The following is a 19,862-nucleotide window of genomic DNA, read 5'->3' on the forward strand; positions in this document are numbered from 1 at the left end:
GGGCTGCATTCCCACGCAGAGTGTGGGAACGATCTAATACCGAAATGCGGGCAATAAAAAAGGCGCGAACCTCACGGAACGCGCCTTTTTCAGTAGCGGTGTATCAGCTACCCAGTGCCTTGGAGGCCAGCCAGAACAGGCCGGCCGACAGGGCTACGGTGGCTGGCAGGGTCAGGACCCAGGCCAGCAGGATGGTTCTGACAGTACCGCCTTGCAGGCCGCTTTTGTTCGCGACCATGGTGCCGGCCACGCCTGAGGACAGGACGTGGGTAGTGGAGACGGGCAGGCTGAAGATGTTGGCCAGGCCGATCATGCTCGCGGTGGTGATCTGCGCCGACATGCCTTGGGCATAGGTCATGCCTTGCTTGCCGATTTTCTCGCCGATGGTCAGTACCACGCGCTTCCAGCCGACCATGGTACCCAGGCCGAGGGCCAGTGCGACCGCCAGAATCACCCAGAACGGAGCATATTCAGTGGTGGTGGTCAGGTCCTTGCGCAGTTTGTCCAGGTCAGCCTTTTCACGGGCAGCGAGGCCAGGCAGCTTGCTGACTTTCTTCGCCGTGTCGTCCAGGCAGAGCAGGTAACGACGCACTTCGATGCGGCTCTCCGCCGGCAGCGAGTGGTAGTCAGCTACACCCTTGAGGGTGTCGAGCAGGGCGGCGATGGTCGGTTCGGTCTGTTGCGGGTTGCAACGGAATTTCTCCGGCAGATCACCTTCCACGCTTTTGCCCAGGGCCAGGAATTCACCCAGCGTATCGGCATTGCGCTTGTAGAACTGGCTCAGGTGCAGGGTCGCATCGCGCGTCCGTTCGATCTGGTAGGTGGTGCTGCCCAGGTCGAGTACGAACTGCGCCGGGACGATACCGATCAGCACCAGCATGATCAGGCCGATACCTTTCTGGCCATCGTTCGAGCCGTGCACGAAGCTGACCGCCATGGCCGAAATCACCAGTACCAGACGGTTCCAGAACGGCGGGTGTTTCTTGTCGTCGATCTTGCGGCGCTGTTCCGGTGTCTTGTGCATCTTGGATAGCGGACGCCACCATTTAAGGCCGATCAGCACCAGGGCGGCAACGAGGAAGCCGGCCATCGGCGAGAACACCAGGGACGCGCCGATGTCGATCGCTTTCTGCCAGTTCACGCCGTCGGCCAGCGGAATGTCGTTGATCAGGGCATTGGCCAGGCCGACACCGAGGATCGAACCGATTAGCGTATGGGAACTGGAGGCCGGGATACCGAAGTACCAGGTGCCCAGGTTCCAAGTGATGGCCGCGGCGAGTAACGAGAACACCATGGCCAGCCCGTGACCGGTGTTCACATTGATCAACAGTTCTACCGGCAGCAGATGGACGATGGCATACGCCACCCCCACACCGCCCAGCAGCACGCCGAGGAAGTTGAACACACCGGAAAAGAACACCGCCAGATGAGGCGGCATGGCTTTGGTGTAGATAACAGTGGCCACCGCGTTTGCGGTGTCATGAAAGCCGTTGATGAACTCGAAGGCGAGGACAAAGGCCAGGGCGAGCAAGAGGCTCACAAGCACCCAAGCATCCAGTCCGCTGAATAAATCGATCATGAAGGTTTTCTGACCCGTTCGTAAGGGGGCGCGATTATGCCAGAAAAGACTGATAATCGATGCACTTGCTGCTCATCGGTTACATTCTTCAATGAATTAGTGGGTGGCAATCCCCTGAATCCCAGGGTTTTTCAGGGGCCTACAAGTCATTGAATTCGCTTGGAAAGGCAGCTGCCACAAGGGTTTCTCTCGTTGGGACGAGAGGCTTGAACGCTTGTGTGAAATATCTGAGAAGAAGGTCAGGCAAGAGCCGTTTGCCTCATCGAATGGATGAGGAAGCCGCTGCCCGCTTGTAGCGGGCGCGAAAAGCACCATCGATACAACCCGTTTTTAACGGGTGCAGACGCAGGCTCTTGAAAGGATTCAAGTCGAGGCGGTCATGGCTCTTCGGCTTTGAGTTCCTTTTCCATCTTCTGCAATTCCTGGGTGAAGGCCTGATCCTGAACGGTGGCGCGTTTACGCCAGGGTTTGCGTTCGGGTTCGGGCTGAGCGGCGTAGGTGGTGATTTCCCCGCCGTAAACTTCCTTGTAACGTTGTTCCTGGCGCTCAAGTTCCGCGCGCAGTTCGTCTTTCGTCACAGTGCTACCTAATTGAGTTGAGATTAATTCTGGTGAAACGCGCTGCATCGATCTATTGACCATGCTCGTCGAAAGGACAATGCCTGATACGACATCGTTCCCACGGCACAATCAATACTTCAATGTTGCAGGCGGCCACGGCACCAGAGAAAAACAGCTGACGCAGCATCAGTCTCCTGTTTCAGCGAGCGCGTTGGCGGAACATATTAAATGAGCGTCAAGCGCTTGCTGCGGACAGCGGCGATGGATATCGCGCTGCCGGCGGGCGGAATCGGTACAAAAAAACCGGTCGCCTCTGAAATGCATTATAGCGGTCGATTCGAAGAACACTATCTCTTGGCAGTTAAAAGTAGTTCCTCATGTGTGATTGTTTTGTTGCTCGCAACTTGCCGGTAACTACGGTGGACTGATGCCAGTTGCAGTGGTGACTTTCTGGCGCCATTAAGCCGGACAAATTATTACATCGTTCTCCTTTAAACCAGTGACCGAAAATAACAACCGTATTGTGGGTGAGTGAAAGCAGGATGGCTGAATGCACGCAGCACGATTGCGATTATCGGTCTGTGGTTCGATAATCGCCCAATCCTGGCAGCCGCTGGCTTGTGTGTCAGACCGGGGCCGCTTGTAATAGTCGCTGATCCGTGTGGGGAACCTGATATGAACGATCAAATGCGCAATTCCTTCGCTTCAGTGGCGCCGCCGATCGTCGCCTCGCCCGCCAAGCGAATCCAGGCCCTGACCGGTGACCCGGATTTCATGACTTCCCTGGCCCGTGGCCTGGCGGTGGTGCAAGCGTTCCAGGAGCGCAAGCGGCACCTGACCATTGCACAGATCAGCCACCGCACGGAAATTCCCCGCGCCGCTGTGCGACGTTGCCTGCATACGCTGATCAAGCTCGGCTACGCCACCACCGACGGGCGCACCTATTCGCTGCTGCCCAAAGTCTTGACCCTGGGCCATGCCTATCTGTCGTCGACTCCACTGGCGGTGTCTGCCCAGCCGTACCTGGACCGCATGAGCGAGCAACTGCACGAGGCCTGCAACATGGCCACGCTGGAGGGCGATGACATTTTGTACATTGCGCGCTCGGCGACTACCCAGCGGCTGATTTCCGTCGACCTCTCGGTGGGTGGGCGCTTGCCGGCCTATTGCACCTCCATGGGCCGGATTCTGCTCGCCGCGCTGGACGACACGTCGCTGCGCGAATACCTCGACCATGCAGACTTGCAAGCCAAGACCAGTCGCACCCTGCATACCCCCGAAGCCTTGCTCGAATGCCTTCAAGAAGTACGGCGACAAGGCTGGTGCATCGTCGATCAGGAACTGGAGCAAGGCCTGCGCTCGATTGCCGTGCCGGTGTATGACGCTTCTGGCCAGGTAGTGGCGGCGCTGAACGTCAGCACCCATGCCGGCCGGGTCAGCCGCAGCGAGCTGGAGCAACGTTTCCTGCCAGGTCTGTTGAGTGCCAGCCGCGACTTGAGTGCGCAGCTGTTCGCCTAAGCTGTTCGATAAACGCACAGAGTCGCGTTTATCGAATTGACGCTGTTTCTCTCGGATCATTAATGTCGCGGCAGCGTCATCCGGCGCTGCTGGCCTTCAGCCGGTTACCGGACGACGACCCAATAATAATGAGAAGAGGCATCGTCATGTGCACGTTTCCCCACTGTCGCTGTTCCCACCGGCTTAGCTGCCGAAACCGGATCGCCTGATCCCGACCTTCTTTTCTTGTGACAGCGTCAGCCTCGGCTGGCACTTGTTCGACTGCGTTCTTTGCGTGGAATAAAAATAATGAACCAGCCTCAGTCTGCTGTAGGGAACTGCCTCGACGTGCAGTCCTTCATCAACGCTCAACCCATTTCGCGCTACCAATGGCGGGTGGTGATCCTGTGTTTCCTGATTGTCTTCCTCGATGGCCTCGACACCGCGGCCATGGGGTTTATCGCGCCGGCATTGTCCCAGGACTGGGGCATCGATCGCGCCAGCCTCGGCCCGGTGATGAGTGCGGCACTGATCGGCATGGTCTTTGGCGCCTTGGGTTCCGGGCCGTTGGCTGACCGCTTCGGGCGAAAAGTCGTACTGGTAGGCGCGGTGTTGTTGTTCGGTGCGTTCAGCCTGGCATCGGCTTACAGCACCAATGTCGATCAACTGCTGGTGCTGCGTTTCCTCACCGGCCTGGGCCTGGGCGCCGGCATGCCGAACGCGACCACGCTGCTGTCCGAATACACCCCGGAACGCAAGAAGTCCCTGCTGGTGACCAGCATGTTCTGCGGCTTCAACCTCGGCATGGCCGGGGGCGGTTTCATCTCGGCCAAACTGATCCCGGCCTTCGGCTGGCACAGCCTGTTGATGATCGGCGGGATTCTGCCGCTGATGCTCACCGTCGTTTTGCTGTTGTGGTTGCCTGAATCGGCGCGCTATCTGGTGGTGCGCAATCGCGGTACCGACAAAGTGCGCAAAGCCCTGGCACCGATCGACCCAGCGCTGGTGGCCCAGGCTTCGAGCTTCAGCGTGCCGGAACAGAAAACCGTGAAGGCACGCAATGTGTTCGCGGTGATCTTCTCCGGCACTTACAGCACCGGCACATTGTTGCTGTGGCTGACGTACTTCATGGGGCTGGTGATTGTTTATCTGCTGACCAGTTGGTTGCCGACGCTGATGCGTGACAGCGGCGCGAGCATGGAGCAGGCCGCATTCATTGGTGCGCTGTTCCAGCTGGGTGGGGTGTTGAGCGCAGTGGGCGTGGGTTGGGCGATGGACCGGTTCAATCCGCACAAGGTCATCGGCACTTTCTACCTATTGGCCGGGGTGTTTGCCTACGCGGTAGGGCAGAGCCTGGGCAACATCGCCGTGCTGGCGACCCTGGTGCTGGTGGCCGGGATGTGTGTCAACGGCGCGCAATCGGCAATGCCGTCGCTGGCGGCGCGTTTTTACCCGACGCAAGGGCGGGCGACCGGTGTGTCGTGGATGCTTGGGATTGGCCGCTTCGGCGCGATCCTCGGGGCGTGGATGGGCGCGACGTTGCTGGGCCTGGGCTGGAACTTCGAGCAGGTGTTGACGGCTCTGGTGATTCCGGCCGCGTTGGCGACCACGGCGGTGGTGATCAAGGGCATGGTCAGCCATGCGGATGCGACCTGATCCGGCTTGAGAGTGATCGTTCCCACGCCGAGCGTGGGAACGATCTGAAATGCTTTTTTGGGATCGGTAGCGAGGTAACAATCTGTTCGATAAACGAACACTCAGTCGATTATCGGATTGTTTGGGTTGTTCCAGGGGCTTAATCTTCAGTCATTCCGGCGCTGCGCATCGGCGCCTTTTTCCCACACTGTCGGTTCATAACAAAACGGGAGCCTGCCCCATGGCTGAAATCCTTTCGCTGCATGACGCGGTGAAGCAGTTCGTCAACGACGGCGATACCGTCGCGCTCGAAGGCTTCACTCACCTGATTCCTACGGCGGCCGGTCACGAAATCATTCGCCAGGGCAAGAAAGATCTGACCCTGGTGCGGATGACGCCTGACCTGATCTACGACCAGTTGATCGGTGCCGGTTGTGCTCGCAAACTGATTTTCTCCTGGGGCGGCAACCCTGGCGTCGGTTCGCTGCACCGTCTGCGCGACGCAGTCGAGCGGCAGTGGCCGCATGCGCTGGAAATCGAAGAGCACAGCCACGCCGACCTGGCCAATGCCTACGTCGCGGGCGCTTCGGGCTTACCGTTCGCGGTGCTGCGAGCCTACGCCGGTTCCGACCTGCCGAAGGTCAACCCGCTGATCAAGACCGTCACGTGCCCGTTCACCGGCGAAGTGCTGGCGGCGGTGCCGTCGGTGCGCCCGGACATCACCGTGATTCACGCGCAGAAAGCCGACCGCCAAGGCAACGTGCTGCTCTGGGGCATTCTCGGGGTGCAGAAAGAAGCGGCGCTGGCGGCCAAGCGTTGCATCGTCACCGTCGAAGAAATCGTCGATGACCTCAATGCACCGATGAACGCTTGCGTGCTGCCGACCTGGGCTCTGAGCGCGGTCTGCCACGTACCGGGCGGCGCGCATCCGTCCTACGCCCACGGTTACACCGAGCGTGACAACCGCTTCTACCAGGCCTGGGACCCGATTGCCCGCGACCGTGAAACCTTCACCGCGTGGATCAACGAGTACATCCACGGCTGCGCTGACTTCAGCGAGTTCCAGGCCAAGCTGGCCGCTGCTTCGGAGGCCAAGTAATGACTTACACCACCAATGAAATGATGACCGTCGCCGCCGCCCGCCGCCTGAAAAACGGTTCGGTGTGCTTCGTTGGTATCGGCCTGCCGTCGAAAGCCGCCAACCTGGCGCGACTGACGTCCTCGCCCGATGTAGTCCTGATCTACGAATCGGGTCCGATAGGTGCCAAGCCAAGCGTACTGCCATTGTCGATCGGTGACGGTGAGCTGGCGGAAACCGCCGACACCGTCGTCCCGACCGGCGAGATTTTTCGCTACTGGCTGCAGGGCGGGCGCATTGACGTCGGCTTCCTCGGCGCCGCGCAAGTCGATCGCTTCGGCAACATCAACACCACGGTAGTCGGCGACTACCATCAGCCAAAAGTTCGCCTGCCGGGTGCAGGTGGCGCGCCGGAGATCGCCGGTTCCGCCAAGAGCGTGTTGATCATCCTCAAGCAGTCGGCGCGCTCCTTTGTCGACAAGCTCGACTTCATTACCTCGGTTGGTCATGGCGAGGGCGGTGATTCGCGCAAACGTCTCGGCCTGCCAGGCGCCGGTCCTGTCGGCATTATTACCGACCTGTGCATCATGGAACCGGAAGCCGGCACCCATGAATTCGTGGTCACCGCGCTGCACCCAGGGGTGACCCGCGAGCAAGTGATCGCGGCCACCGGTTGGCCGATTCGTTTTGCCGACACCGTTGAAAACACTGCCGAGCCAACCGAAGTCGAGTTGACCGCGCTGCGTGATCTGGAAGCCCGCACTGCGGCGGCCCACGGCCAAGCACCCGGAGAAGCCTGATGCGTGACGTTTATATCTGCGACGCGATTCGCACCCCCATTGGCCGATTCGGCGGTGGTCTGTCGGCGGTCCGTGCCGATGACCTGGCCGCCGTGCCGATCAAGGCGCTGATGGCGCGCAACCCGTCGGTGGACTGGAACGCGGTGGACGAGGTGTTCCTCGGCTGCGCCAACCAGGCCGGCGAAGACAACCGCAACGTGGCTCGAATGGCGTTGCTGCTGGCGGGGCTGCCGGAAACCATTCCAGGCGTCACCCTCAATCGCCTCTGCGCTTCGGGCATGGACGCTATCGGCACTGCGTTTCGGGCCATCGCCAGCGGTGAGATGGAGTTGGCGATTGCCGGTGGCGTCGAATCGATGTCCCGCGCGCCATTCGTGATGGGCAAGGCGGACGCGGCGTTTTCGCGCAACATGAAGCTGGAAGACACCACCATCGGCTGGCGATTCATCAACCCGCTGATGAAAGCCCAGTACGGCGTCGATGCAATGCCGCAAACCGCCGATAACGTGGCCGACGATTACCAGGTTTCCCGCGAGGATCAGGACGCTTTCGCACTGCGCAGTCAGCAACGGACAGCCGCCGCGCAAGCCGCAGGATTTTTCGCCGAAGAAATCGTTGAAGTGCGCATTGCCCACAAGAAGGGTGAAACAGTGGTCAGCCAGGACGAACATCCTCGCGCCGATACCACACTCGAGACCCTGGCCAAACTCAAACCGGTCAACGGCCCCGACAAAACCGTCACCGCCGGCAATGCCTCCGGTGTGAACGACGGTGCTGCAGCGCTGATCCTGGCTTCGGCCGAAGCCGTGAAAAAACACGGCCTGACCGCCCGCGCCAAAGTGCTCGGCATGGCCAGCGCCGGCGTCGCACCACGGGTGATGGGTATCGGCCCGGTGCCGGCGGTGCGTAAATTGACTGAGCGCCTGGGCGTGGCGGTCAACGATTTCGACGTGATCGAACTCAACGAAGCCTTCGCCAGCCAGGGTCTGGCGGTGCTGCGTGAACTGGGACTGGCGGATGACGCGGCCCAGGTCAACCCGAACGGTGGCGCCATTGCCTTGGGCCATCCGCTGGGCATGAGCGGTGCGCGTCTGGTGCTGACCGCACTGCATCAACTGGAAAAGACGGGCGGCAAGAAAGGCTTGGCGACCATGTGTGTCGGTGTCGGTCAGGGCCTGGCCCTGGCGATCGAACGGGTCTGACGCACAGAAGCGACTAATAAGAATTGAGGAAAGCGCAATGACTGACAAACCAGGTTACCGTCGCCCGCAGGCGGGCACTCAGCCGGAATACCTGCACCCTCCTTATCAATCCACCAACCTTCGCTCGCCGTCCAAGCCGTTGGTGTTTTTGCCTCATTCGCTGTCGGAAATCACCGGCCCGACCATCGGCGCCGAGCGTATTCAGGAGCGGGACAACGACCTGACCGCCCAGCACTCGGGCGAGCCATTGGGTGAACGGATCATCATCCACGGCCGTGTGCTGGATGAAGACGGTCTGCCGGTGCCGGGCATTCTGGTGGAGATCTGGCAGGCCAACGCCGCCGGTCGTTACAACCATGCCCGCGATCTGCACGACGCACCGATGGACCCGAACTTCACCGGTACCGGCCGCACCGTGACTGACGCCGATGGCTGGTACCAGTTCCAGACCATCAAGCCTGGCGCCTACCCGTGGGGTAACCACCACAATGCCTGGCGTCCGGCGCACGTCCATTTCTCCCTGTTCGGACCGAGCATTCTGACGCGCCTGGTGACCCAGATGTATTTCCCGGGTGACCCGTTGCTGGCCTACGACCCGATCTACAACTGCGTGCCCGATACCAGCGCCAAAGAGCGTCTGATCGCCAGTTTCGATCTGGAAAAAACCATCCCTTCCTATGCCCTCGCTTATCGTTGGGACATCGTTTTGCGCGGCCGCGACGCCACGCCGATGGAGAAATAAGATGACGCTGAACGCGACCACGTCCCACACCGTCGGACCGTACTACCACATCGGCCTGACCTGGCTGAACCGTGAAGACCTGACCGTTGAACAGACCCTCGGCGAGCGTGTGGCGATCACCGGGCAAGTCGTCGACGGCAATGGCGACTTCGTCAACGACGCCATGCTCGAAGTCTGGCAAGCCAACGCCGCTGGCAAGTACGACCACCCCGAAGACGATCAGGACAAACCTCTGGACCCGAACTTCGAAGGGTTTGGTCGGGTGCCGGTGGATGCGCAAGGGCGCTTTCGTTTTACCACGATCAAGCCGGGCACGGTGGAAGGCCTGAAGGGCACGACCCAGGCGCCGCACCTGGTGGTGCTGGTGTTTGCTCGCGGGTTGGTGAAGCACTTGCTGACGCGGATTTACTTCGATGGTGAGCCAGCCAACGTGGCGGACCCACTGCTCGAATGCGTGCCTGCCGAACGTCGTGGCACCTTGTTGGCGAAGCAGGATGCTGCGGGTGTTTATCAGTGGAATGTGATTCTGCAGGGGACGGATGCGGAGACGGTGTTCTTCGATTACTGAGTGATCGTTGCTCTTGTGGCGAGGGAGCTTGCTCCCGCTGGCTTGCGAAGCAAGCCCAAACCCGGCTGACATGATGTATCAGGCAAACCACGCCAACCGGTTTACGACTGCTTCGCAGCCGAGCGGGAGCAAGCTCCCTCGCCACAGAGATTGCATTGCTCTCAGGTCATGCATCTGCGGAACGGGACTATTGCGAAATATGTCTAGACTCTCACGGTCCCCACAGAGTGAAAAAACAATGACAACCTCCACAGCTGTCTACACCGGTGAAGAACGCAGCAAAAGAATCTTTGCGATTGTCGGCGCCTCGTCCGGCAATCTGGTCGAGTGGTTCGACTTCTACGTCTACGCCTTCTGTGCGATCTACTTTGCCCCGGCCTTTTTTCCGTCCGATAACCCCACGGTGCAGTTGGTCAACACCGCGGGCGTGTTTGCCGCCGGGTTTCTGATGCGTCCCATCGGCGGCTGGATCTTCGGTCGGCTGGCGGACAAGCACGGGCGCAAGAATTCGATGCTGATCTCGATTCTGATGATGTGCTTCGGCTCGCTGCTCATCGCTTGCCTGCCGACCTACAACAGTATCGGTGTCTGGGCGCCGATCCTGTTGCTGTTCGCGCGCTTGCTGCAGGGCTTGTCGGTGGGCGGCGAATACGGCACCACCGCGACTTACATGAGCGAAGTCGCCCTCAAGGGCCAGCGCGGGTTCTTCGCGTCGTTCCAGTACGTGACGCTGATTGGCGGACAGTTGCTGGCGGTGTCGCTGGTGGTGATCCTGCAGCAGTTCCTCAATGAGGATGAGTTGCGTGCCTACGGCTGGCGGATTCCGTTCGTGGTCGGTGCAGTGGCTGCGTTGATTTCATTGTTCCTGCGTCGTGCGCTCAAGGAAACCAGCAGTAAGGAAATGCGCGAAAGCAAGGATGCCGGCAGCATTGGTGCGCTGTTCCGCGATCACAAGGCAGCCTTCATCACCGTGCTGGGTTACACCGCCGGCGGTTCGCTGATTTTCTACACCTTCACCACGTACATGCAGAAGTACCTGGTGAACACCGCTGGCATGCACGCCAAGACCGCCAGCTACATCATGACCGGTGCACTGTTCCTTTATATGTGCATGCAGCCGCTGTTCGGCATGCTCGCCGACAAGATTGGCCGGCGCAATTCGATGCTCTGGTTCGGCGCCCTCGGGACGTTGTTCACCGTACCGATCCTGTTGAGCCTGAAAAGTGTCAGCAGTCCGTTCCTGGCGTTTGTGCTGATTACCGTGGCGCTGGCGATCGTCAGTTTCTACACCTCGATCAGCGGTCTGGTGAAAGCCGAAATGTTCCCGCCAGAAGTGCGCGCCTTGGGTGTAGGCCTGGCGTATGCGGTGGCCAACGCGATCTTCGGCGGTTCGGCGGAATATGTAGCGCTGAGCCTTAAAGCCGCAGGCATGGAAAACTCGTTCTACTGGTACGTGACGGTGATGATGGCGGTGGCGTTCCTGTTCAGCCTGCGTCTGCCGAAACAGCCGAAGTATCTGGAAAACGACCTTTGATCTTTCCGCGGGGGCCGTACTGGCCCTCGCCTGCAAGGACTGTTTATGAATCAGCGACCGGGCAATCAATTGTTCGATGCCTACTTCACCGCACGCGACATGCGCGAGGTGTTCTGCGATCAGGGCCGGGTTCAGGCCATGCTGGATTTCGAAGCCGCATTGGCCCGGGCCGAAGCGCGGGTTGGCCTGATTCCGCAAGCGGCTGTCGCGTCTATTGAAGCGGCCTGTAAAGCCGAGCATTACGATTTCGCCGCGCTCGGTGAGGCGATTGCCACGGCGGGCAATTCGGCGATCCCTTTGGTCAAGGCGCTGGGCAAGCAGATCGCCAAAAGCGATGCCGAAGCCGAGCGCTACGTGCATCTGGGCGCGACCAGCCAGGACGTGATGGACACTGGCCTGGTGTTGCAATTGCGCCGCGCGCTGCAACTGATCGAAGCTGATCTGGCGCAGCTGGGGGAAACCCTTGCGACCCAGGCCAAGCGATACGTCGCCACGCCGCTGGCCGGGCGCACCTGGTTGCAACACGCGACACCGGTCACCCTTGGCATGAAGATCGCCGGTTGGCTGGGCGCGGTAACCCGCAGCCGCCAGCGTCTGCTGGAACTCAAGCCGCGCCTGCTGGTGCTGCAATTCGGTGGCGCCTCCGGCACCCTCGCAGCCCTTGGCGATCAGGCGATGCCGATTGCCGAAGTCTTGGCCGCGGAACTGCAACTGACCTTGCCGGAACAACCCTGGCACACCCAGCGTGATCGTTTGGTGGAGTTCGGCGCGGTGCTTGGCTTGATCGCCGGCAGCCTCGGCAAACTCGGTCGCGACATCAGCCTGTTGATGCAGACCGAAGCTGGCGAAGTGTTCGAACCGTCGGCGCCGGGCAAGGGCGGTTCCTCGACCATGCCGCACAAACGCAACCCGGTGGGCGCGGCGGTGCTGATCGGTGCGGCGACGCGGGTGCCGGGTTTGCTTTCGACTTTGTTCAGCGCGATGCCCCAGGAACACGAGCGCAGCCTGGGCCTGTGGCATGCCGAATGGGAAACCCTGCCGGAGATCTGCTGCTTGGTGTCGGGCAGCCTGCAGCAAGCGCTATTGGTGGCCGACGGACTGGAAGTGGACGCGATGCGCATGACCCGCAACCTCGACCTGACCCAGGGCCTGGTGCTCGCCGAAGCCGTGAGCATCGTCCTGGCGCAACGGGTCGGTCGCGACACCGCGCATCATCTGCTGGAGCAATGCTGCAAGCGTGCTGTGGCCGAGCAACGTCATCTGCGCGCGGTACTCGGCGATGAGCCGCAAGTGACCGCCGAGTTGTCGGACGCTGAACTCGATCATCTGCTGGACCCCGCCCATTACCTCGGTCAGGCCCATACCTGGGTCGAGCGAGCGGTGGCTGAACATTTTGCGTTGACTGCCTGAAGGAGACTGCTGTGGCATTCGTACAACTCGCCGATGGCGAACTGCACTACCAAATTCAAGGGCCGCAACTCGATGGACCGGTGGATGCGCCGGTACTGGTGCTGTCCAACTCACTGGGCACCGACCTGCACATGTGGGACGCGCAGATCCCGGCGTTCACCGAGCATTTTCGGGTGCTGCGTTTTGACACCCGTGGTCACGGCAAGTCATTGGTGACGCCAGGGCCGTACAGCATCGAGCAACTGGGCCGCGACGTGCTGGCGCTGCTGGATGCGTTGCACATCGAGCGCGCGCATTTCTGCGGTCTGTCCATGGGCGGGTTGATCGGCCAATGGCTGGGGATCAATGCCGGTCAGCGTTTGAACAAACTGATCGTGTGCAACACCGCGGCGAAAATCGGCAATCCATCGGTGTGGAACCCTCGGATCGAAACCGTGCTGCGCGACGGCGCGGCGGCGATGGTCGCCCTGCGCGATGCGTCGATTGCGCGCTGGTTCACTCCGGATTTTTCCGCCGCCAATCCGGCAGCGGCGAAGCAGATCACCGACATGCTCGCGGCTACCTCGCCTGAAGGTTACGCGGCCAATTGCGCGGCGGTGCGCGATGCCGATTTCCGCGATCAGTTGTCCTCGATCAAGGTGCCGCTACTGGTGATCGCCGGTACTGAAGACGCGGTAACGCCACCGTCCGGCGGGCATTTCATTCAGGAACATGTGCGGGGCGCCGAGTACGCCGAGTTCTACGCCGCGCACCTGTCCAACGTCCAGGCCGGCGCTGCGTTCAGCGAGCGGGTGCTGGCGTTTCTTTCAGGTCATTGAGGAATTTTTTGTGGACGAGAAACAACGTTACGACGAGGGCATGAAAGTCCGTCGCGCAGTGCTCGGTGACGCCCACGTCGACCGCAGCCTGAACGCGCTGACCGAGTTCAACTCGGAGTTCCAGGAGATGATCACCCGCCATGCCTGGGGCGACATCTGGACCCGTCCGGGCCTGCCGCGCCACACCCGCAGCCTGATCACCATCGCCATGCTGATCGGCATGAACCGCAACGAAGAACTTAAACTGCACCTGCGCGCCGCCGCCAACAATGGCGTAACCCGTGGCGAGATCAAGGAAGTGATCATGCAGAGCGCGATCTATTGCGGAATTCCGGCGGCCAACGCGACGTTCCACCTGGCCGAGTCGGTGTGGGATGAGTTGGGGGTTGAGTCGCGGGAGTGATCCGCGAAAGTTGTGTTGCTTGAGCTGACGTCTTCGCGGGCAAGCCTCGCTCCTACAGGTGGTGTGATCTGTAGGAGCGAGGCTTGCCCGCGAAGGCGTTTTAGAGTCTTACAGCAGGCTGATCGGATAGCTGACGATCAACCGGTTCTCATCGAACTCGTTGTTGCTGAAGTCACGGCGGATGGTGGAGTTGCGCCATTTGACGTTGAGGTCTTTGAGTGCGCCGCTTTGTACGGTGTAACCCAGTTCGCTTTCGCGGCCCCACTCCTTGCCGTCGCTGGTGGTGGCGGTGTGGACGTTGTCGCCGCTGATGTAGCGGTTCATCAGGGTCAGGCCCGGCACGCCCAGAGCGGCGAAGTTGTAGTCGTGGCGCACTTGCCAGGATTTTTCCCTGGCGTTGTCATAGCTGGAGTTGTAGCTGTCGTTGGCCAGGGTGCCGCCGCTGGTGCCGTTGACCCGCATCCATGCGTTGTCGCCGGTGAGTTTTTGCAGGCCGACGTAAAAGGTGTTGCCACCGTATTTGGCCGAGAACAGACCCGACCAGGTCTTGTTGTCCAGCTCGCCCGCCCGAGCGCTGCCGTCATCCTTGCCGTAGAAGAACCCGAGATTGGCGCCCAGCGTCCAGTCACCCAGCGGTTGGGTGTGGATCAGGTTGACGTATTGCTGGCTGTAGATGTCCTTGAGTTCAGCATTCCACAGGCCGATCTGAGTACGCTTGTCGTTGAAGACGTATTCACCGCCCTGGAAGTTGAAGCGGTCTGAGGTGAACGCCGCTTTGCCGGTCATCGACATGTCATTCATGCTGCTATCGTCGCGCGGGCTGTTGGCGCGGAACTGGCCGCCGTAGAGCGTCAGGCCATTGATTTCCTTCGAGGTGATCTGGCCGCCACGGAAGGTTTGTGGCAGCGAGCGACCGTCGTCCGAACGCAGGATCGGCAGCACCGGCATCCATTCGCCGACCTTCACTTCGGTCTGGGACAACTTCGCCTTGAACGCCACGTTGGCGCGACCGAAGTTGTCCGCCGGGCGGCCATCGTGATCCAGCGGCAGCAACTGCGTACCGCCGGTGCCTTTACCGCCGTCGAGCTTGACCGAATACAACCCCAGCACGTCCATGCCGAACCCGACGGTGCCCTGGGTGAACCCGGATTTGGCGTCGAGGATAAAGCTTTGCGTCCACTCTTCAGCCTTGCCCTGGCTCTTGGTCGGATTGGTGAAGTTACGGTTGATGTAGAAGTTACGCAGGTTCAGGTTGACCTTGGCACCTTCGACAAAGCCTGCTTCCTCGGCCAAGGCGGGCAGGGCCGCGCCGGCCAGTGCGATGGCGATCAGACTGGGGAACAAATACTGCGTGGTGGAGGAAGTCATGGACTCGGGTCTCTCTAATTGTCAGGGATAAGGCAGTACACAGCCGCAACCAAGGGGTCGCAGACAAAAAATCGAATTCGGATAAGGGGGCGGGCGAGATCAGCCGGAGCGCAGAGGGCGCGTAGTCATGGTGTCGGACCTTGTTGTTATTGATTTTTGCAGGTGCGGACAATGGTGCGAGGGATGGGCGGGGGGATTCAATTGGGGGGGATGGGGTTTTGGGCGATTAACGAACACTAATCGACGTCAGCGTGGGCGCGGACGGTATGAGGCATTCCTAATAAAATCCCATAGTTATTCGGGTTGATAAGGGGCGTCCGCAGGTGTGTTCTATTAATGGCGCCTTGTTGTTTTTTTTGATGTTAGATGGAAGTGTTTATTGCTTTAGTTGTAAGACGTTTCCTACAGTGTTGGCTGTCATTAAAGGTAGATCAATAGTCGCCGGTTAAACTTAAGAACTGGTGTTGTCGGTTATCGTAAAAAGATTTAAAGAGAACCATGGGCTTGGCTGGAAAAGAAAAGAGGCCTTGCTATATTCAAATTCCTCAGGCGGGCAAAAGAAACTCTCTTGCTTCGTCAGGGGATGTTTTTCGTCATGCCGAAATAACAAGGAGAAGTACCATGGGTAATAAAGTCAATCAGGAACGTTTGGCCTCGGTTCTGGGACGGGCCGTGCTGGACGAAAAATTTGCCAACGCCTTACACAGTGATCCGGCAGGGGCGGCTAAAAATATTGGCGTGCACTTAAGTACTGACGAGATCGCGGCGGTTAAAGGTATTGATGCTGCAAAACTGACGGCAGCTTCCTCCAGCATTCGGAGCAACCTGGGGATACGCGCGGTATTCGATACACAGAACCAGCAGCAACAAGCGCGCATGGATTAACGGTGGGTGATGCCATTTGGCGTGCCACGAAAGGTGGGCTTTTACGGTGGTACGCCGAATGGCCTTATCAGACCCATGACCTGAAGCACTCGGGCACGGAGTGAATGACGCATGTCTGTCACCTTGGCTCCAATGAATGACGCGGACTTTGCTACGTTCGCCGACAGAGCCCTTGCTGAATATGGCGACGGGATGGTCGCCGCCGGCGAGTGGGGCCAGGAGGAGGCGTCGCAAAGGGCACGAAGCGTCTTCGAGCAATTGTTGCCGCAAGGGCGATTGACTGAAAAGAATCAACTCTGGGTAATCCAGGATCAAGCGCGGCGCATCGGTGAATTATGGGTTGCCGAACGACACGCTGGCGCCGGTCGGATCGCCTTCATTCTGGATATTTACATTGACCCCGGCGAGCGCCGCCAGGGTTATGCAAAACAATCGCTGCTGGCCCTGGAATCATGGGCGAGCCAGGCGGGATGCAAGGAAGTGCGGTTGCATGTCTTTGGTCGCAACGATGCGGCGCGTCGTCTTTATGAACAACTGGGTTATGGCATTGCCAGTCTGACAATGGCGAAGCCGTTGCCGCCAACCTAAGGGAAGGTTGAGAAATGGACATCGGTAACAGTGGTCAACGTGAGCTCTCGGTCGAGGATTTATTTCAGGGCACGACCTTCCTTGCGGATTCGGAGCCTTCGCGATTTGAAGTCTTGCTGGAGCGTGTCAGTCGAAATCGATACACCAGCTTTGTTGCGCTGTACACCGAACTTTTTCAGTTGTTTCCCAACGCGCCACATCTGGCAGAGTTTTTTGAACAGGCATTTAATCTTATCGTCCCTCCGACCCGTGAACAGCGCTTGATTATTAATGATCCGGTGTTTCAAGTGTGGAATGTACTGACCGCTCATTATGCCAATCTGGTCATCACGAAAAAGACCGAGGACAGGAGTGAGCTGGAAAAAATGCTGTTTGAATTTCCAGAGATGTTAGTGCGTGTCAAAGCATCCGACAGTTCCCGCGTGAATCATTATTGCCCCCCTGTGCATCGGTTTGATGTCGATCCGCTGGTAGCGATAGTGATGCCGCCCAGTTATGAGTTTCCGGAGGATGAAGCCGTCCGCAAACAGTTGGAGCGTAGCGGTTACTCCGTACGGTTTTTTTGCGACGTGGTGAATATTGCCCTGTTGCGCATAGAGCACACATGGCCCGCCTGCCGTGAGCAAATCAAAAAACTGGTCAAGTCGATTTTCTATTTACCCGATGGTTCATTTCGAAGCTGTTCGGCGTCCCGTTTCACCGGAATCATCCTGCTGTCGAGCCGGGATGATTCGATACTCGATCTGGAAGAGTCCCTGGTGCATGAGGCCACCCATCAGTTGCTCTATCACATTGTCGAGGCGTGCCCGGTCGTTAAGGAAGAGACCTCGCGGGAGCCTTTGTACACCTTGCCGTGGTCGGGACAGAAGCGTGACTTTTATGGCTACTTCCACGCGTTTTACGTGTACATCGCGTTGGTCAAATACCTGGGGCGGGTTCGTTCGCGTTCGACCGATGAGCTGCAACGGGCGCAAAACCGTCTTCTGTACATTCTGCGAGGCTTGATCAAGGCATTGCCGGACTTTGAGGCCAGCACTGAATTCACCCCACAAGGACGTCAACTTCTGGAAAACCTCGCCAAAGAGGTCAGAGCGCAGGAAAACCAATATGCCGGGCTGTTGGCGATATCGGGGACTGATACTGAGCAACAACGCTTGCTGGGTCTGACCGCCTGAAGCCGGGGAGGCTCACATGGGGATGTTTGATGCCTCGTCCTATCCCGAGGCCGGAGTAGGGCTGGAATACCATTTGCCACGGCGCAGGGCACAGGATGACCGGTCGGAGGATGGACTTGACCCGACTGTCGAGCGAATTCTCGCTGAGGGTTTGCCGCATTTCGATTACGTCGAGTTTCAGCCGACCCACTGCATCCTGCAGCCTCGTTTACTTGACGTCAGCGCTCGAGTACCGAGCCTGCTGCACTCGTCCAGTTTGTCCCTGGGCAGCGTGGGCATCGCGATGGATCGCGAATTTCTGAACATGACGCGGAGACTGTGCGACAAAACCCGCTCGCCGTGGCTGGCCGAGCATATTTCCTGGTCGCGTTTCCACGGTGGCGACACGCAGCATTTCATTTTGCCGACCCTGGCCCAAGAGGTGGCTGACACGGTGGTGGCCAATGCCATCGAATTGCGCGAGCTCACGGCCACACTGCTGGTGCTGGAAAACGCACCGCGGTTGTTTTCATTGTCGGGCGCACAAGAGCAGTCCGAAGGCGAGTTCATTTCCAGTGTGGTGGAGCGCAGCGGCTCGGGATTTTTGCTGGATCTTGACAGCGCGATCACGACCGCCAGAACCCAGGGTTACGACCTGAACGACTATTTGCGTTCGTTGCCGCTGGACCGGTTGATTGAAATTCACACCAGCCATCCACGGCGGGATTGGGACATTTTGCGTGAGCTGTTCAGATCATCCCCGGTGAAAGCGATCACCCTGGAGTGGGATATTTCGCGCAAAACCGATGACGCGGAACTGTTGACCTTGATCAAGGCCATCAAGTCCTTGAGGCCCAAGGCCCTGTTCTGGCAGGAGCTTGATCAACAGGGTGATCAACAGACGCCGTCGGAGGACGCGCAGACCCTGCTGAAACTCAGGGAAAGCACCTGGCTCAGCGTTGGCTCGGCGTCGTTTTTTATCCGAGACCGGCAGCAGGACTTGAGCCTGGAGTTTGACGTGACGTTGCTGCCGTTACTGCGCCATTTCCTGAGCCCGCAAACGCTGGAAAGTGCCTTGTTGCTGCCGGGGGTTTTGCAAAGTCCTGCACAGGACGACAACCTGGCGTTTCTGAGAACACTGGTCAGCCATGGTGTTTTGCTGCCCGTGGTGAATCAATCGGGTTCGGTCACGTATAACCAGGGTAAGCATTCGCTCAACCTTTGGACCCGTTGGGATGCAGCGCTGGAGTTTTACCTGAGTACCCGGACCGGCTCGCACACGCCCTACATCAGCGTTGCCGAGCTGGAAACGGAGCTGGAGCAAAAGGCCTCGGCGCAACCTCAGCCGTCGGCGTTCAAGGACTACTGGTCCCATCCGTTCATCGCCCTGGAAAACCCGCTGCTGCCTGCCTGTGCGATTGCTCAGCCGACGCTGCTGGACTCGCTGTGCAATCGCCGTACGTCGCGAACCTTCAGTGATCAGCCGTTGAGTTCGGAACAACTGTCTTTGTTGCTCTACTACACTTGGGGCGCGACCGTCGTGCAGCACAACCGCATGGGTGACTATTTCCTGAAGAAAACCTCGCCGGCCGGCGGTTCGCTGCAGGGCACCGAGGTGTATGCGGTGCTGATGAACGTGCAGGGTTTCGAGCGGGGGCTTTACCACTATTCGGTACGCCGTCATGGGCTTGAGCTGCTTTCCCTGGAAGATCCGCGAGCCTGGATCAGCGAGGCTTGTGGTGGACAGGCGTGGATCAAGGATGCGGCAGCGGTGTTCGTTTCCACGGCGCGGGTCGAGCGAATGGCCTGGAAATACGAATTCAGCCGCGCACTGCGGGTGGCGCTGATGGATGCCGGGCATCTGAGTCAGACCTTTTCCCTGCTGGCCACCGCGCTGGATCTGGGCAGTTTCACGACCGCAGCGTTACGCGACGAAATGTTCGAAAACCGCTTGGGGCTCGATTATCTGGAAGAGCCGGTGTTTCTGGTCAATGGAGTCGGAGGGTGAAGCGAACAGGCTGGTTTTTTTCACGACCAACAA

Annotated in this window: 19 protein-coding genes; 16 read left to right on the plus strand and 3 right to left on the minus strand. The window is 59.3% G+C overall.

Translation table 11 applies throughout. The annotated features are described in order from the left end of the window. Positions 1–103: 103 nt before the first annotated feature. Positions 104–1,579 carry an inorganic phosphate transporter gene (locus AC07VO_RS21625; RefSeq protein ID WP_018926881.1) on the minus strand — a complete coding sequence of 492 codons (1,476 nt, stop codon included), beginning with the start codon at positions 1,577–1,579 and terminating at the stop codon, positions 104–106. Between the two features lie 377 nt (positions 1,580–1,956). Next, positions 1,957–2,157 carry a hypothetical protein gene (locus AC07VO_RS21630; RefSeq protein WP_018926880.1) on the minus strand — a complete coding sequence of 67 codons (201 nt, stop codon included), beginning with the start codon at positions 2,155–2,157 and terminating at the stop codon, positions 1,957–1,959. Positions 2,158–2,367: 210 nt separating this feature from the next. Between AC07VO_RS21630 and AC07VO_RS21635 the strand changes: the two genes are divergently transcribed. The 12 genes from AC07VO_RS21635 (at position 2,368) to pcaC (ending at position 13,826) form a co-directional block, all read left to right on the plus strand. Further along, entirely contained in the window at positions 2,368–2,553 is a 186-nt protein-coding gene (locus AC07VO_RS21635; RefSeq protein ID WP_138866217.1) for a hypothetical protein, read from the plus strand. 261 nt (positions 2,554–2,814) lie between these two features. Then, the gene (gene pcaR / locus AC07VO_RS21640; RefSeq protein WP_007935836.1) at positions 2,815–3,657 is read left to right on the plus strand and encodes a pca regulon transcriptional regulator PcaR; all 843 of its coding nucleotides are present in this window, start codon (positions 2,815–2,817) and stop codon (positions 3,655–3,657) included. Between the two features lie 288 nt (positions 3,658–3,945). Then, positions 3,946–5,292 carry a 4-hydroxybenzoate transporter PcaK gene (gene pcaK / locus AC07VO_RS21645; RefSeq protein WP_019647901.1) on the plus strand — a complete coding sequence of 449 codons (1,347 nt, stop codon included), beginning with the start codon at positions 3,946–3,948 and terminating at the stop codon, positions 5,290–5,292. A 220-nt stretch (positions 5,293–5,512) separates the two neighbouring features. Further along, positions 5,513–6,370 carry a CoA transferase subunit A gene (locus tag AC07VO_RS21650; RefSeq protein WP_018926877.1) on the plus strand — a complete coding sequence of 286 codons (858 nt, stop codon included), beginning with the start codon at positions 5,513–5,515 and terminating at the stop codon, positions 6,368–6,370. Beyond that, positions 6,370–7,149, plus strand: a complete 780-nt coding sequence (locus AC07VO_RS21655) for a CoA-transferase subunit beta (protein ID WP_019580916.1) — start codon at positions 6,370–6,372, stop codon at positions 7,147–7,149. The genes AC07VO_RS21650 and AC07VO_RS21655 overlap by 1 nt, the downstream gene beginning before the upstream one ends. Next, a complete protein-coding gene (gene pcaF / locus AC07VO_RS21660) occupies positions 7,146–8,351 on the plus strand; it encodes a 3-oxoadipyl-CoA thiolase (protein WP_173861175.1) in 1,206 nt (401 codons plus the stop codon). The genes AC07VO_RS21655 and pcaF overlap by 4 nt, the downstream gene beginning before the upstream one ends. Positions 8,352–8,388: 37 nt before the next feature. Continuing rightward, positions 8,389–9,093, plus strand: a complete 705-nt coding sequence (pcaH, locus tag AC07VO_RS21665; RefSeq protein WP_018926874.1) for a protocatechuate 3,4-dioxygenase subunit beta — start codon at positions 8,389–8,391, stop codon at positions 9,091–9,093. Position 9,094: 1 nt separating this feature from the next. Further along, the gene (gene pcaG, locus AC07VO_RS21670; RefSeq protein WP_018926873.1) at positions 9,095–9,661 is read left to right on the plus strand and encodes a protocatechuate 3,4-dioxygenase subunit alpha; all 567 of its coding nucleotides are present in this window, start codon (positions 9,095–9,097) and stop codon (positions 9,659–9,661) included. Positions 9,662–9,899: 238 nt separating this feature from the next. Further along, the gene (locus AC07VO_RS21675) at positions 9,900–11,195 is read left to right on the plus strand and encodes an MFS family transporter (protein ID WP_064619884.1); all 1,296 of its coding nucleotides are present in this window, start codon (positions 9,900–9,902) and stop codon (positions 11,193–11,195) included. Between the two features lie 45 nt (positions 11,196–11,240). Further along, the gene (locus tag AC07VO_RS21680; RefSeq protein WP_086944796.1) at positions 11,241–12,605 is read left to right on the plus strand and encodes a 3-carboxy-cis,cis-muconate cycloisomerase; all 1,365 of its coding nucleotides are present in this window, start codon (positions 11,241–11,243) and stop codon (positions 12,603–12,605) included. A gap of 11 nt (positions 12,606–12,616) precedes the next feature. Beyond that, the gene (pcaD, locus tag AC07VO_RS21685) at positions 12,617–13,423 is read left to right on the plus strand and encodes a 3-oxoadipate enol-lactonase (RefSeq protein WP_086944797.1); all 807 of its coding nucleotides are present in this window, start codon (positions 12,617–12,619) and stop codon (positions 13,421–13,423) included. 10 nt (positions 13,424–13,433) lie between these two features. After that, positions 13,434–13,826, plus strand: coding sequence for a 4-carboxymuconolactone decarboxylase (gene pcaC / locus AC07VO_RS21690; protein ID WP_028939260.1), 393 nt, complete (start codon positions 13,434–13,436; stop codon positions 13,824–13,826). Between the two features lie 108 nt (positions 13,827–13,934). On the opposite strand, the gene AC07VO_RS21695 is transcribed toward pcaC, so the two are convergent. Continuing rightward, entirely contained in the window at positions 13,935–15,194 is a 1,260-nt protein-coding gene (locus AC07VO_RS21695; RefSeq protein ID WP_018926868.1) for an OprD family porin, read from the minus strand. 621 nt (positions 15,195–15,815) lie between these two features. Here AC07VO_RS21695 and AC07VO_RS21700 point away from each other — a divergent pair. From AC07VO_RS21700 to AC07VO_RS21715, 4 genes are all read left to right on the plus strand, one after another. Then, entirely contained in the window at positions 15,816–16,079 is a 264-nt protein-coding gene (locus AC07VO_RS21700) for an Os1348 family RiPP precursor (protein ID WP_018926867.1), read from the plus strand. A gap of 111 nt (positions 16,080–16,190) precedes the next feature. Continuing rightward, a complete protein-coding gene (locus tag AC07VO_RS21705) occupies positions 16,191–16,667 on the plus strand; it encodes a GNAT family N-acetyltransferase (RefSeq protein ID WP_026286480.1) in 477 nt (158 codons plus the stop codon). 14 nt (positions 16,668–16,681) lie between these two features. Then, positions 16,682–17,842, plus strand: a complete 1,161-nt coding sequence (locus AC07VO_RS21710) for an aKG-HExxH-type peptide beta-hydroxylase (RefSeq protein ID WP_019580907.1) — start codon at positions 16,682–16,684, stop codon at positions 17,840–17,842. A 16-nt stretch (positions 17,843–17,858) separates the two neighbouring features. Next, positions 17,859–19,829, plus strand: coding sequence for a multinuclear nonheme iron-dependent oxidase (locus tag AC07VO_RS21715; protein WP_086944798.1), 1,971 nt, complete (start codon positions 17,859–17,861; stop codon positions 19,827–19,829). Positions 19,830–19,862 lie beyond the last annotated feature (33 nt).

The organism is Pseudomonas sp. GW821-FHT03E01, assembly GCF_059420765.1.